The sequence below is a fragment of the Nocardioides asiaticus genome (assembly GCF_040049175.1).
GTDB classification, from domain to species: domain Bacteria; phylum Actinomycetota; class Actinomycetes; order Propionibacteriales; family Nocardioidaceae; genus Nocardioides; species Nocardioides cheoyonin.
The window spans coordinates 777546-790816 of record NZ_JBDZDM010000001.1 but is presented as its reverse complement, the minus strand read 5'-3'; the positions used below and the strand labels follow the sequence as shown (position 1 = coordinate 790816).

Sequence of the window (13271 nt, the reverse complement as noted above, 5' to 3'; positions counted from 1 at the left end):
CCCTGCACCCGCACCGCGACCGAAGATCTTTCGGTCGGGAAAGGATTTTACGGTGTCGGTGGCGACGCTTATCCTTGCTAACGATGTCGTCGTCGTCGTCCTCCTCCGCTCCGGCCACGGCCGGTCATGACTCGCACGATGTGGAGGCCAACGCCAGCCTCCGCACCCTCTTCCGACTCAGTCCCTATCTGCGGCCCTACCGCTGGTCGCTGTTCTGGATGGCCGTGGCCGCGTTCGGCGCGGTCCTGATGACGATCGTCATCCCGCTGGTGACCAAGCACCTGATCGACGGCCCGATCCGCCACCACCAGACCGCGGGCGTGCTGCCCCTCGGACTGCTGGCGCTCTCCCTCGGCTGCCTCGAGGCGTTCCTGATCTGGCTGCGCCGGTGGGTGCAGTCCAACGCCGTCCTCGGCCTCGAGACGACGATGCGCAAGGACCTCTACCGCCGGCTCCAGGAGCTGCCGATGAGCTTCCACTCCCAGTGGGGCTCGGGCCAGCTGCTCTCCCGCGCGATCCAGGACCTCTCCCAGATCCGGCGGTTCTCCGGCTTCGGGATGCTCTTCCTGGTGATGAACATCCTGCAGCTGCTCATCACGACGCTGGTGCTGCTACAGATGTACTGGCCGCTCGGCCTCGTCGTCGCCGCCGCGGCGGTGCCGATCATCATGCTCTCGATGCGCTTCGAGAGGCGCTACACCCGGATCTCGCGCCGGGTCCAGGACGAGCAGGGCGACCTCGCCACCCTCGCGGAGGAGGGCGCGGTCGGCATCCGGACGATCAAGTCGTTCGGCCGCTCGCGCCACGTCTCTGAGCAGTACGCCGCGCAGGCCCGCCAGCTCCACGACACCAACCTCGAGAAGGTGCGTACCTCGGCGCGCTTCTGGACCTTCCTCGAGATGATCCCCAACGTCGCGGTGGTCGTCGTCCTCGCCCTCGGTGCCGTCGGCGTGGGCCGCGGCGCGATCACCACGGGCGAGCTGGTCGCCTTCATCACGCTGATGCTGAGCCTGGTCTGGCCGGTCTCCAGCCTCGGGATGATCCTCGCGATGTCCCAGGAGGCGATGACCGCCGCCGCCCGCATCCTGGAGATCTTCGACACCGAGCCCTCGATCGTCTCCGGCACCCGCACCATCGACCACCCCCGCGGCCACGTCCGCTTCGAGGGCGTCCACTTCGGCTTCGCCGAAAATGCACAGAGTGGCTTCGCCGAAAATGCACAGAGTGGCTTCGCCGAAAATGCACAGAGTGGCTTCGCCGAAAATGCACAGAGTGGCTTCGCCGAAAATGCACAGAGTGGCTTCGACGACGTCAGGCAGAGCCCGCGCGGCGATCACCCGGAGGAGATCCTCAGCGGGCTCGACCTCGAGATCCGGCCGGGCGAGACGGTCGCCCTCGTCGGCGCGACCGGCTCGGGCAAGACGCTGCTGACCGCGCTGATCCCGAGGCTGTACGACGTCACGGGCGGCCGGGTCACGATCGACGGCGTCGACGTCCGCGAGCTCGACCTGGTCCATCTCCGCACCTTGGTCGCCACCGCCTTCGAGGAGCCGACGCTGTTCTCGATGTCCGCGCGGGAGAACCTCGTGCTCGGGCGCCTCGACGCGACCGACGAGGAGATCGCCCAGGCGATCGACATCGCGCAGGCGCACTTCATCCACGACCTCCCGTGGGGCCTCGAGACCCGGATCGGGGAGCAGGGCATGTCCCTCTCGGGCGGCCAGCGGCAGCGGCTCGCCCTCGCGCGCGCGGTGCTCGCCCGGCCCAAGGTGCTGATCCTCGACGACACCCTCTCCGCGCTCGACGTCCACACCGAGAAGCTCGTCGAGCAGGAGCTGCGCCGCGTGCTCGCCGACACCACCGCCCTGATCGTCGCACACCGCGCCTCGACGGTGCTGCTCGCCGACCGGGTGGCGCTCCTCCAGGACGGCCGGATCACCGCCACGGGCGGCCACCGCGAGCTGCTGGCGACGGTCCCGGCCTACCGCGAGCTGCTCTCGGCGTACGACTCCGACGACGGGTCGCGGCCCGAGCTGGACGACCTCGACGACGACTACCTCGAAGGGGCGGAGAGCCGATGAGTGCGAGCACGACGCCCCAGCAGTCGTCGCAGCAGCCCGCCCAGTCTGCCCGGTCCGAGCAGGGCAACCTGTCGCAGGCCGAACTCGAGGCGCTCGAGACCAACCGGTCGTGGCGCGGGATCCTCGACGCCGACGCCGAGGAGGCGGCCGAGCGCGCCCAGGCCGGGAAGATGGGCGCCGGCGCCCGCCGGCTCCTCGTCGACCTGCTGCGGCCCTACAAGAGGTCGCTCTACTGGCTGATGGCGGTCGTCCTCGTCGAGAACGTCAGCCGGCTCTCGATCCCGTACCTCGTGAAGTTCGGCATCGACAAGGGCATCCCCGCCGGCGACCTGCACGAGAAGACGCTGTCCCTGATCGTGGCGCTCGTGCTGGTCGCCACGGTCTCGCAGGCGATCTCCCGCAACCGGTTCCTTGTGAGGTCCGGCGAGATCGGCCAGGGCGTCCTCTTCGAGCTGCGGGGCCGGGTCTTCGAGCACTTCCAGCGGCTCAGCCCGGCGTTCCACGACAGCTACACCTCCGGCCGCGTGATCTCCCGGCAGACCTCCGACATCGAGAGCATCTACGAGATGCTCGAGACCGGGTTCGACGGGCTGATCACCGCCGCGCTGACGCTGTTCGGCACGTCGATCCTGCTGCTCACGCTCAACGTGGAGCTCGGCCTGATCGCGCTCGTCAGCATCCCGTTCCTCACCTGGCTGACGGTCTGGTTCCGCCGCGAGTCGGCGAAGACCTACCGGGTCACGCGGGAGAAGGTCGCGCTCGTCATCGTCCACTTCGTCGAGTCCATGGGCGGCATCCGCGCGGTCCAGGCGTTCCGCCGGGAGCCGCGCAACCAGGAGATCTTCGACGACGTCAACGACCAGTACCGCGACGCCAACCTGCGTGCCTTCCGCCTGGTCGCGTGGTTCATGCCGGGCATCAAGCTGATCGGTAACCTGACGATCGGCCTCACCCTCCTGATCGGCGGCTACCTCGCCTACCACGGCCACCTCACGGTCGGCACCCTGGCGGCCTTCCTGCTCTACCTGCGCCAGTTCTTCGACCCGATGCAGGACATCTCGCAGTTCTACAACACCTTCCAGTCCGCCTCCGCAGCCCTCGACAAGCTGGCCGGCGTCCTCGCCGAGGAGCCGGGCGTCGCGGAGCCGACGAAGCCCGTGGCGCTCGACCGCGCCCGCGGCGAGGTCACCTTCGACCACGCTCGCTTCGAGTACGTCGGCGGGCGGCCGGTCATCCCCGACCTCGACCTCACCATCCCCGCCGGGCAGACCCTCGCCCTGGTCGGCACGACGGGGGCCGGCAAGACGACGATCGCCAAGCTCGCCACCCGGTTCTACGATCCGACCGACGGCCGGGTGCTGCTCGACGGGATCGACGTCCGCGACCTCACCTCCGACGACCTGCGGCGCAACGTGGTCATGGTGACCCAGGAGAACTACCTCTTCACCGGCACCGTCGCCGACAACATCAGGTTCGGCCGGCCCGAGGCGTCCCACGACGACATCGTCGCCGCCACCACGGCGCTCGGCGCGCACGGCTTCATCACCGCGATGCCCGACGGCTACGACACCGTGGTCTCCAACCAGGGTGGTCGGCTGTCGGCGGGCCAGCGGCAGCTGATCGCGTTCGCGCGGGCGTTCCTCGCCGACCCGGCGGTGCTCATCCTCGACGAGGCGACCTCGTCGCTCGACATCCCGAGTGAGCGGCTCGTCCAGCAGGCGCTGCGCACCGTCCTCGCCGGTCGTACGGCGGTGATCATCGCCCACCGGCTCTCCACGGTGGAGATCGCCGACCGGGTGCTCGTGCTCGAGCACGGCCGGATCGTCGAGGACGGCTCGCCCGCCGAGCTGGTCGCCGGCGGCGACGGGCGGTTCGCCGGCCTGCACGAGGCCTGGCTCGCCTCCCTCGCCTGACTTCTGACGATCCAGGTTTGCGGCCGCTTGGCCGGCGGTAGGTTCCGGGCATGAGCGAGCGTCAGCGAGCGACCGTCCAGATCCTCAGGCCGTCGCACCCGTATTCTTCGTTGTTCCTGACGGGGGCGACGGCATGAGCCACGCCGCCAACTGGTACCCCGACCCGCTCGGCCGCCACGAGCTTCGCTACTGGGACGGGTCGCAGTGGACCGAGCACGTCTCCTCCCACGGGCGCCAGGCGGTCGACCCGCCGGTCGGCGGGAGCCACGTGCCGCAGGTCAACCGGCCGACGGAGAAGGTCCAGCGCGACGTCGCCCGCGCCGGCGTACAAGCGGGCCAGTACGCCGGCGGCGGCTCGCTCTTCACCGAGCCGGTGCTGGTGGTCAACCAGAAGGCGAAGCTGATCGAGCTCAACAACGAGTACGCCGTCTACGACCAGCACGGCCGCCAGCTCGGCGCCGTACGCCAGGTCGGCCAGAACGCGTTCAAGAAGGCGGTCCGGCTGCTCTCCAGCTACGACCAGTTCCTCACCCACAAGCTCCAGGTCGTCGACGCGAAGGGCCAGGTGGTGCTCGCGCTCACCCGGCCGGCGAAGTTCCTCAAGAGCCGGGTCATCGTGCAGGACGGCGCAGGCGCCGATATCGGCCAGATCGTGCAGCAGAACGCGATCGGCAAGATCCGGTTCGCACTCGAGTCCGGCGGCCACACCTACGGCTCGATCAACGCCGAGAACTGGAGGGCCTGGAACTTCAACATCCAGGACCACACCGGCACCGAGATCGCCCGGATCACCAAGACCTGGGAGGGGCTGGCGAAGGCGATGTTCACGACCGCCGACAACTACGTCGTCCAGATCCACCGGCCCCTCGAGGACCCGCTGCGCTCCCTGGTCGTCGCCGCCGCCGTCGCGGTCGACACCGCCCTCAAGCAGGACTCCGGGGGCGGCTTCAACTGACCGGCCCCTCACCGGGCCGGCGGCGCCCCCCGACGAAACTGTCACGGTGACACTTCCAAAGTGTCACCGTGACACCTCACGACGTACGTGACACGTCGGAAGTGGGCGAGCGGGCGCTCAGCTGGCCTTGCGGGCGGCGGTCTTCTTCGTCGTCGACTTCTTGCTGGTCGACTTCTTGGCCGCGGTCTTCTTCGCCGGGGCCTTCTTGGTCGCCTTGGAGGAGGACTTCTTGGCGGTCGACTTCTTCGCAGCGCTCTTCCTCGCCGGTGCCTCCTCCTCGGTGTCGGTGTCCTCCGCGTCCTCGGCCTCCTCGGGCACGTCCTCGCCGCGCGACTTCTTGGCGGCCGCGACGGAGCGTTGCAGGGCCGCGAGCAGGTCGACCACCTCGCCGGAGGACTTCGTGGAGGTGGGCGTGCGCTCGACCTCGCCGCCCTCGATCTTGGACTTCACCAGGGTCTCGACGGCCTCGGCGTAGTCGTCCTCGAACTCGCTCGGGTCGAAGTCCCCGGCGAGCGTCTCGACGAGCATCTGGGCCATCTTGACCTCGGAGTCCTTCACCTCGCCGGTCTCGACGTTGAAGTCGGGCGTGCGGATCTCGTCGGGCCACATCATCGTCTGCAGCACGATCACGTCATCGCGCACGCGCAGCACGGCGACCGTCGTACGCTGCCGAAGCGCCACCGTGACCACGGCCATCCGGTCCGCGTCGAGGAGCGCCTGGCGGAGAAGGGCGTACGGCTTCGCCCCGGTGTTCTCCGGCTCCAGATAGTAGGAGCGCTCGAACAGCATCGGGTCGATCTGGTCGCTCGGCACGAACTTCTCGACGGCGATCTCGCGCGAGGAGGTCGTGGGCAGGTTCGCGAAGTCGTCGTCGGTGAGGACGACCATCTCCCCGTCCTCGGTCTCGTAGCCCTTGGCGATCTCGGAGTACGGCACCTCCTCGCCGTCGATCGAGCAGACCCGCTGGTAGCGGATCCGCCCGCCGTCCTTCACGTGCACCTGGCGGAACGAGACGTCGTGGGACTCGGTCGCGGCGTACAGCTTCACGGGCACGCTCACCAGCCCGAAGGACACCGCGCCCTTCCAGATCGCTCTCATGCGTCACATCCTCCCCGGCCGTCGGCCCGATTGCCACCAAGATGGGGGCATGCGTCCGATGCTCGCCACGACCGGTACCCACGTGCCGACCGGGGACGAGTGGGTCCACGAGGTGAAGTGGGACGGCATCCGGCTCCTCGCCGACGTGCCGTTCGGAAGTACGACGGCGCGGTTGACGACCAGGAACGAGAACCTCGCCACGGTCGCCTGGCCCGAGATCGCCGACCCCGGCCCGGCCGGCCCGTCGGGCCGCGACATGCTCGTCGACGGCGAGGTGATCGCGCTCAACGAGTCCGGGCTGCCCGACTTCCGGGTGCTCGGCGAGCGCATGCACGTCCGGGACGCGCGGCGCGCCCGCGCCTTCGCGGAGGCCCGCCCGGCGACCTACATGGTCTTCGACCTGCTCCGGCTCGACGGCCGCAGCCTGCTCGACCTGCCCTGGACGGATCGCCGGGCGCTGCTCGAGGGCCTCGACCTCGGCAGCTGGCAGGTCCCCGCGACGTACGACGACGGGGCGATGATCCACCGGGTGACCTACGAGCAGGGGCTCGAGGGGATCGTGTCCAAGCGGCGCTCGTCCCGCTACCACCCGGGGCAGCGCAGCCGGGAGTGGCTGAAGTTCGCGCACCGGTTCCGGGAGAGTTACGTCGTCGGCGGGTGGCGACCGCAGACCGGGACGGCCGACCGTCTCGCCGCGCTGCTCGTGGGGCAGCCGACCCCGACCGGTCTGGTCTACCGTGGCCGCGTGGGCAGTGGGATCGGAGCCAAGGAGAGTCTCCAGCTGCGCGCGCTCCTGACCGCCGCGCCGGCCAACCCGTTCGCGGACGACCACCTCGGCGGCGTGCCCAAGGAGGACGCCGTCGGCACCTTCTGGGTCGAGCCCCGGCTCGTGGTCGACGTGGAGACCCACGGGCGCCACCTCTACGACAGGCTGCGCCAGCCCGCGTTCATCGCCGTACGACCGGATCTCGGACCGGAGGACCTGCTGTGAACCCCCAGACCCGTCGTCGGCCGAAGGCCGGCGCCCTCGCCGTGCTCCCGCTCGTCGCGGGCCTGCTGCTCTCCACGATGGAGGCACCGCAGGCGACCGCGGCCGCGACCACCGTCACGCTCGGCGGCGTGCGCGTGAAGGTGCCCGACGGCGGCCGGCAGGTCGTCACCGTGAACCGTACGGCGGGCTACCACGCCCGGGTCGTCCTGTGGCGCAAGAGCCACGGCCGCTGGGAGCGGGTGGCGCGGGCGAAGGACGGCCGGATCGGGTACGGCGGCCTCGTCCGCTCCTGGAAGCGCAGGCAGGGCACAGGCACGACCCCGCTCGGCACCTTCGGGCTGATCTCGTCCTTCGGCACCCATCCGCATCGCGCCGGCTGGAACCTCGCCTACCGCAGGATCCGCAAGGGCGACTTCTGGGTCGAGGACAACACCTCGGCGTACTACAACCGCTACCGGAACCGGCGCCAGGGCGGCTTCCACTGGCGGCTGCCGGAGAGCGCGGAGAACGGCTCGGAGAGGCTCACCGACTATCCGACGCAGTACGAGTGGGCGATCGTCACGAGCTTCAACCGTCAGCAGGTGCGCCACCGCGGCGCCGGCATCTTCCTGCACGTCAACGGCAGCGGCGCGACCGCCGGCTGCGTGAGCGCGCCGCGCTGGTTCATCAAGAAGGTGGTGCGGCGCCTCGCGCCGTCGTACCACCCCGTCATCGCGATCGGGCGCTGAACGGCAGGGTTGGATGGCAGGGGGCGAGGTCCGGGTCGACGTCGAGGGCCGCACCCTCACGCTCAGCAACCTCGACAAGGTGCTCTACCCGCGCACCGGCACGACGAAGGGCGAGGTGCTCAACTACTACGCCCAGGTCGCGCCGCGGATCCTGCCGCACCTGCACGACCGCGCGGTGACGCGGATCCGCTGGCCTCACGGCGTCGAGGGCCAGTCGTTCTTCGAGAAGAACGCCCCGGCCGGTACGCCGAGCTGGGTCCGCACCGTCACCGTGCCCACCACCGGCTCGAGGACCGCCGACAAGCGCGCCGGCACGCTCACCTTCCCGGTCGTCGACGACCTCGCGACGCTCACCTGGCTGGTCAACCTCGCCGCGCTCGAGCTCCACGTGCACCAGTGGACGGTCGACGCCGACGGTACGCCGCAGGGTGCGGACCGGATCGTCATCGACCTCGACCCGGGGGAGCCGGCCGGGCTGCACGAGTGCTGCCAGGTGGCGCTGCTGGTGCGCGACCGGCTCGCCGGCCGCGGCCTCGACGCCTTCCCGGTCACCAGCGGGAGCAAGGGCCTCCACCTGTACGCCGGCCTCTCCGAGGCGCTGCCCAGCGACGAGGCGACCGCGCTCGCGAAGGAGGTCGCCGAGGAGCTCCAGACGGAGCAGCCGCGGATGGTCACCGCCTCCATGACGAAGAGCAGGCGGAGCGGGAGGGTGTTCCTGGACTGGTCGCAGAACTCCGGCTCGAAGACGACGATCTGCCCGTACTCGCTGCGCGGCAAGGAGCGGCCCACCGTCGCCTCGCCGGTCGGCTGGGACGAGGTCGAGGAGGGTGCCGACGACCCGCTCGGGCTGGAGCAGCTCACCCTGGAGCAGGTGCTGGTGCGGGACTGACCCCTTCGGCGTACGACAGGATGTGCGCATGACGTCCCAGCGCCCCATCGAGACCTGGCTGACCGACATGGACGGCGTCCTCGTGCACGAGGAGGTGCCGATCCCGGGCGCGACCGACTTCGTCGAGGCGCTCAAGACCTCGGGGCGACGGTTCCTGGTGCTGACCAACAACTCGATCTTCACCCCGCGCGACCTGCGGGCGCGGCTGCTCGGCAGCGGCATCGACGTACCCGAGGAGTCGATCTGGACCTCGGCGCTCGCGACGGCGCAGTTCCTGAGCGACCAGCGGCCCGGCGGTTCGGCGTACGTCGTCGGGGAGGCGGGCCTCACGACAGCGCTGCACGACATCGGCTACGTGATGACCGACCGGAGCCCGGACTACGTGGTGCTGGGGGAGACCCGGACCTACTCGTTCGAGGCGATCACGCGCGCGATCCGGCTGATCGAGGCGGGTGCGCGGTTCATCGCCACCAACCCCGACCCGAGCGGGCCCTCGCCGAGCGGGACGCTGCCGGCGACCGGCTCGGTGGCCGCGCTCATCTCGACGGCGACCGGCCACGAGCCGTACTACGTCGGGAAGCCGAACCCGCTGATGATGCGCAGCGCGCTCAACCGGATCGAGGGCCACTCCGAGACCACCGCGATGATCGGCGACCGGATGGACACCGACATCGTCAGCGGTCTCGAGGCCGGGCTCCGGACCTTCCTGGTGCTCACCGGCTCCACCCGGCCCGACATGGTCGAGCGGTTCCCGTACCGTCCGACGAAGGTCGTGGACTCGGTCAAGGACCTCGTCGAGATGGTCGGCTGAGGCGCCGCGGCTGCCGATTCAGGGCCGGTTCCTTGACATGTCGTCAAGTGAGTTCACTCACACGTAACACGCCATTTACGCGGGAATCGGTGCCGCGAACAACGGATTTGTGCTAGGCGGATTGGTTTCCCGCCGGATTCCCTGCCTACGGTCCGTTGCTGTTTGCAACTGCAACGCCGGTCCCCGGGTCACGCCGAGTCCTGTCCCGCCGGGCGACCGGTCCCACCGACCCAGCACGACCAGCAGCACTACGGGACAGGAGCGGGGGACCCAAATCTCGCGGCCGCATCGGGAGGCCGCTCGGGGTGAAGCCCAGCCGAGACTCGGATCGGCGGGCCGGGCACCTTCTCGCCCGAACCCGACAGCTCACCTCGCAGGCGTGGGAAGGAACTCCTACGCATGCCCAAGTCCACATCCCGTCCTGCCCTGCACACCCTCACCCGGGTCGGCCTCGCAGGACTCGCCACCGCCGGCATCCTCATGGTCGCGCCGGCCGGCGCGCAGGCAGCCCCGATGACCACCGTCGACCAGGCCACGCCCGCCGTCATCGTTCCCGGTCCCACTCTCCACCTCACCTGGGCCAAGGAGCAGCGCCTCGAGCGCGCGGCCGCAGAGAGGCGCCGCGAGGCCGCTGAGCGCCGCCGCGAGGCGCGGCTCGCGGCCAGCCGTGAGGCCCAGATCCGGAAGGCGCTCGACGTCGCCTTCCAGCACGTCGGGGACCCGTACGTCTGGGGCGCCACCGGTCCCGACTCCTTCGACTGCAGCGGCCTGACGTCGTACGCGTACGCCGCAGCGGGGATCCCGATCCCGCGCACGGCGGCCGAGCAGTCGGCGTACTTCCGCACGATTCCGCGCGACCAGCTGCGCCGCGGCGACCTCGTCTTCTTCGACGACGGCGCCGGCGTCTACCACGTCGGCTTCTGGCTCGGCTGGGGCGACGGCTCGGGCGTGATCCTGCACGCGCCGCACACGGGTGCGACGGTGCGCACGGAAGCCATCTGGACCGACAACTGGTTCGCGGGGACGCTCCGCACCCGCTGATCCACAGTCACCCAGGGGCGTGGCGCCCGGATCCACGATAGAAACGGGCGCCACGCCGCCCGGACCCATGCATCCAGAGGGATCCGTTGGGTAAAGAGGGTGTCGTGGCCCACACCCCGCTGAGCTCGGACCAGCGCAACGCCTTCATCGCAGCCCTCCTCGGCTGGACGATGGACGCGTTCGACTACTTCATCGTCGTCCTGGTGTACGCCGACATCGCCGACGACTTCGACGTCTCCAAGGAGAAGGTCGCGTTCCTGACGACCGCGACCCTCCTGATGCGACCGGTCGGGGCGTTCGTCTTCGGGCTGTGGGCGGACCGCATCGGCCGCCGGATCCCTCTGATCGTCGACGTCTGCCTCTACTCGGTCGTCGGCTTCGTGTGCGCGTTCGCGCCGAACCTGACCGTCCTCATCGTGCTGCGGTTCCTCTACGGGATCGGCATGGGCGGCGAGTGGGGCCTCGGGGCGGCGCTGGCGATGGAGAAGATCCCGGCGGAGCGGCGCGGGTTCTTCTCGGGGCTGCTGCAGGAGGGCTACTCGTTCGGCTACCTGCTGGCCGCGGCGGCGTACCTCCTCATCGGCGACGCGCTCGACCTGTCGTGGCGATGGCTGTTCGCGTTCTCGATCCTGCCGGCGCTGATCAGTCTGATCATCCGCAGCCGGGTCGAGGAGTCGGCGGTGTGGGAGAAGAGCAGGGAGACGCTCGAGGTCACCCGGACCGGCTTCCGCGACGTCTTCCTCAACGGTGCGGTGCTGCGCCGGTTCGTCTACCTGATCATCCTGATGACGGCGTTCAACTGGATGAGCCACGGGACCCAGGACGTCTACCCGACGTTCCTCAAGGCCACCGACCACGGCGGGGCCGCGCTCTCGGAGACCACGGCGCTGGTGATCGCGATCATCTACAACTGCGGCGCGATCATCGGCGGGCTGATCTTCGGCACGCTCTCGCAGCGCTTCGGTCGCCGCTACACGATCGCGTTCTGCGCGGTGCTGGGCCTGCCCGTCGTACCTCTCTTCGCGTACTCCGACACCGCCGGCTGGCTCTGCCTCGGCTCCTTCCTCATGCAGGTCTGCGTGCAGGGTGCCTGGGGCGCCATCCCCGCCCATCTCACCGAGATGTCGCCGGATGCCATCCGCGGCTTCTACCCGGGCGTGACCTACCAGCTCGGTAACCTGCTCGCCGCGCTCAACCTGCCGATCCAGGAGCACCTCGCCGACTCGCACTCCTATCCCTTCGCGCTGGCGGTCACGATCATCCCGGTGCTGATCGTCGTCGCCGGCGTGGTCCTGGTCGGCAAGGAGGCGAAGGGCGTCGAGTTCGGCCACCGGCCGACCGAGGCCCAGGTCACCGCGTAGCGGGCGCCGTAGGTCCGTCCGCGCCGGGGGCCGCCGCTGGCGTAGCCGTGGTTGTCCACAGGCCCTGACGCGGGCCGTCGACGCGGCGTGTTTCGACATTTACATTCCTGGGCACGACGTCGACCAGACGTCGGAGGATCGGGAACGGAACACACATGGCGATGATGGCCGCGGCGCAGGGTCGGGTGGTCGACCAGCTGGACCAGCACGTGCGCGAGCGGGTGCGCGCTGAGGGGGTCGACCCGCAACGCGACGCGCCCGTCGTACGCCGCATCGCGGAGTCGGTCGTCCGTGCGCATGACGAGCGCAGCCTCACCGGCGCGGTCGCCGCGCTTCCCGATCCGGAGGCGATGATCGGTGAGCTGGTCGCCCGGATCGCCGGGTTCGGAGTGCTGCAGCAGTTCCTGGACGATCCCGCGGTCGAGGAGATCTGGATCAACGACCCGAGCCGCGTCTTCGTCGCCCGCAACGGCCGTCACGAGCTGACCAACCTCGTCCTGACCTCGGCCCAGGTCGAGGAGCTGGTCGAGCGGATGCTCAAGGCGAGCGGCCGCCGCCTCGACCGCACGACGCCGTTCGTCGACGCGATGCTCCCCGACGGGCACCGCCTCCACGTGGTGCTGGAGGGCATCTCCCGCGGCTTCAGCGCGGTCAACATCCGGAAGTTCTCGCTGCGCGCGGCGCGGCTCGGCGACCTCGTCGAGCTCGGCAGCCTCACGCCCCAGGCCGCGACGTTCCTCGAGGCGAGCATCAGGGCGGGGCTCAACGTCCTGGTCTCCGGAGCGACCCAGGCAGGCAAGACGACCATGCTGAACTGCCTGGCGAGCGCGATCCCGGGCGGCGACCGGGTGGTGTCCTGCGAGGAGGTCTTCGAGCTCCGGTTCCCGCACCCCGACTGGGTGCCGCTCCAAACCCGCCAGGCCGGGCTCGAGGGGACCGGCGAGATCCGGCTGCGCGACCTCGTCAAGGAGAGCCTGCGGATGAGGCCGTCGCGGATCATCGTCGGCGAGGTCCGGGCGGAGGAGGCGCTCGACCTCCTGCTCGCGCTCAACGCCGGCTTGCCGGGGCTCGCGACCCTCCACGCCAACAGCGCCCGCGAGGCGCTGGTGAAGCTGTGCACGCTGCCGCTGCTTGCGGGGGAAAACATCAGCGCCCGCTTCGTGGTGCCCACGGTCGCGAGCAGCGTCGACCTCGTCGTCCACCTCGGGATCGACGAGCGCGGCGTACGCCGGGTGGAGGAGCTGGTCGCCGTCCCCGGGCGCATCGAGGCGGACGTCATCGAGACAGCGACGATCTTCGCCCGGGCCGGCGGCGAGCTGCGCCGCGGCGTCGGGATGCCTCCGCGGCCCGAGCGCTACGCGCGGCTCGGGCTCGACCTGCAGCGGCTGCTGGCGGAGGCGTGA

At 70.1% G+C, this 13271-nt stretch carries 11 protein-coding genes and 1 riboswitch; of the genes, 10 read left to right on the top strand and 1 reads right to left on the bottom strand.

Features of this window, described 5'->3' with window-relative positions:
• The first annotated feature begins 83 nt into the window (after positions 1-83).
• From ABLE53_RS03835 to ABLE53_RS03825, 3 genes are all read left to right on the top strand, one after another.
• A complete protein-coding gene (locus ABLE53_RS03835) occupies positions 84-2081 on the top strand; it encodes an ABC transporter ATP-binding protein (protein WP_348857321.1) in 1998 nt (665 codons plus the stop codon).
• Entirely contained in the window at positions 2078-3994 is a 1917-nt protein-coding gene (locus ABLE53_RS03830) for an ABC transporter ATP-binding protein (protein ID WP_348857319.1), read from the top strand. The genes ABLE53_RS03835 and ABLE53_RS03830 overlap by 4 nt, the downstream gene beginning before the upstream one ends.
• Before the next feature lie 133 nt (positions 3995-4127).
• Positions 4128-4949 (top strand): LURP-one-related family protein, encoded by an 822-nt coding sequence (locus ABLE53_RS03825; protein ID WP_348857318.1) that lies wholly within the window; start codon positions 4128-4130, stop codon positions 4947-4949.
• 117 nt (positions 4950-5066) lie between these two features.
• Here ABLE53_RS03825 and ku read toward each other — a convergent pair whose 3' ends face one another.
• A complete protein-coding gene (ku, locus tag ABLE53_RS03820) occupies positions 5067-6047 on the bottom strand; it encodes a non-homologous end joining protein Ku (RefSeq protein WP_348857316.1) in 981 nt (326 codons plus the stop codon).
• A 49-nt stretch (positions 6048-6096) separates the two neighbouring features.
• Between ku and ABLE53_RS03815 the strand changes: the two genes are divergently transcribed.
• From ABLE53_RS03815 to ABLE53_RS03785, 7 genes are all read left to right on the top strand, one after another.
• A complete protein-coding gene (locus ABLE53_RS03815) occupies positions 6097-7038 on the top strand; it encodes an ATP-dependent DNA ligase (protein WP_348857315.1) in 942 nt (313 codons plus the stop codon).
• On the top strand, positions 7035-7766 hold the full coding sequence (locus ABLE53_RS03810; protein WP_348857314.1) for a L,D-transpeptidase family protein: 732 nt from the start codon (positions 7035-7037) through the stop codon (positions 7764-7766). Before ABLE53_RS03815 ends, ABLE53_RS03810 begins: the two co-directional genes overlap by 4 nt.
• Positions 7767-7779: 13 nt before the next feature.
• Positions 7780-8655 (top strand): non-homologous end-joining DNA ligase, encoded by an 876-nt coding sequence (ligD, locus tag ABLE53_RS03805; protein WP_348857313.1) that lies wholly within the window; start codon positions 7780-7782, stop codon positions 8653-8655.
• A 28-nt stretch (positions 8656-8683) separates the two neighbouring features.
• Positions 8684-9466, top strand: coding sequence for an HAD-IIA family hydrolase (locus tag ABLE53_RS03800; RefSeq protein ID WP_348857312.1), 783 nt, complete (start codon positions 8684-8686; stop codon positions 9464-9466).
• Between the two features lie 231 nt (positions 9467-9697).
• Positions 9698-9861: riboswitch (cyclic di-AMP (ydaO/yuaA leader) on the top strand.
• A gap of 4 nt (positions 9862-9865) precedes the next feature.
• Positions 9866-10507 carry a C40 family peptidase gene (locus ABLE53_RS03795; RefSeq protein ID WP_348857310.1) on the top strand — a complete coding sequence of 214 codons (642 nt, stop codon included), beginning with the start codon at positions 9866-9868 and terminating at the stop codon, positions 10505-10507.
• A 104-nt stretch (positions 10508-10611) separates the two neighbouring features.
• The gene (locus ABLE53_RS03790; protein WP_348857309.1) at positions 10612-11868 is read left to right on the top strand and encodes an MFS transporter; all 1257 of its coding nucleotides are present in this window, start codon (positions 10612-10614) and stop codon (positions 11866-11868) included.
• A gap of 155 nt (positions 11869-12023) precedes the next feature.
• Positions 12024-13271 (top strand): TadA family conjugal transfer-associated ATPase, encoded by a 1248-nt coding sequence (locus ABLE53_RS03785; protein WP_348857308.1) that lies wholly within the window; start codon positions 12024-12026, stop codon positions 13269-13271.

Coding starts and splice junctions, on each gene's coding strand:
- ABLE53_RS03835 (WP_348857321.1), top strand. CDS start 84: ATGTCGTCGTCGTCGTCCTCCTCCGCTCCGGCCACGGCCGGTCATGAC.
- ABLE53_RS03830 (WP_348857319.1), top strand. CDS start 2,078: ATGAGTGCGAGCACGACGCCCCAGCAGTCGTCGCAGCAGCCCGCCCAG.
- ABLE53_RS03825 (WP_348857318.1), top strand. CDS start 4,128: ATGAGCCACGCCGCCAACTGGTACCCCGACCCGCTCGGCCGCCACGAG.
- ku (WP_348857316.1), bottom strand. CDS start 6,047: ATGAGAGCGATCTGGAAGGGCGCGGTGTCCTTCGGGCTGGTGAGCGTG.
- ABLE53_RS03815 (WP_348857315.1), top strand. CDS start 6,097: ATGCGTCCGATGCTCGCCACGACCGGTACCCACGTGCCGACCGGGGAC.
- ligD (WP_348857313.1), top strand. CDS start 7,780: ATGGCAGGGGGCGAGGTCCGGGTCGACGTCGAGGGCCGCACCCTCACG.
- ABLE53_RS03800 (WP_348857312.1), top strand. CDS start 8,684: ATGACGTCCCAGCGCCCCATCGAGACCTGGCTGACCGACATGGACGGC.
- ABLE53_RS03795 (WP_348857310.1), top strand. CDS start 9,866: ATGCCCAAGTCCACATCCCGTCCTGCCCTGCACACCCTCACCCGGGTC.
- ABLE53_RS03785 (WP_348857308.1), top strand. CDS start 12,024: ATGGCGATGATGGCCGCGGCGCAGGGTCGGGTGGTCGACCAGCTGGAC.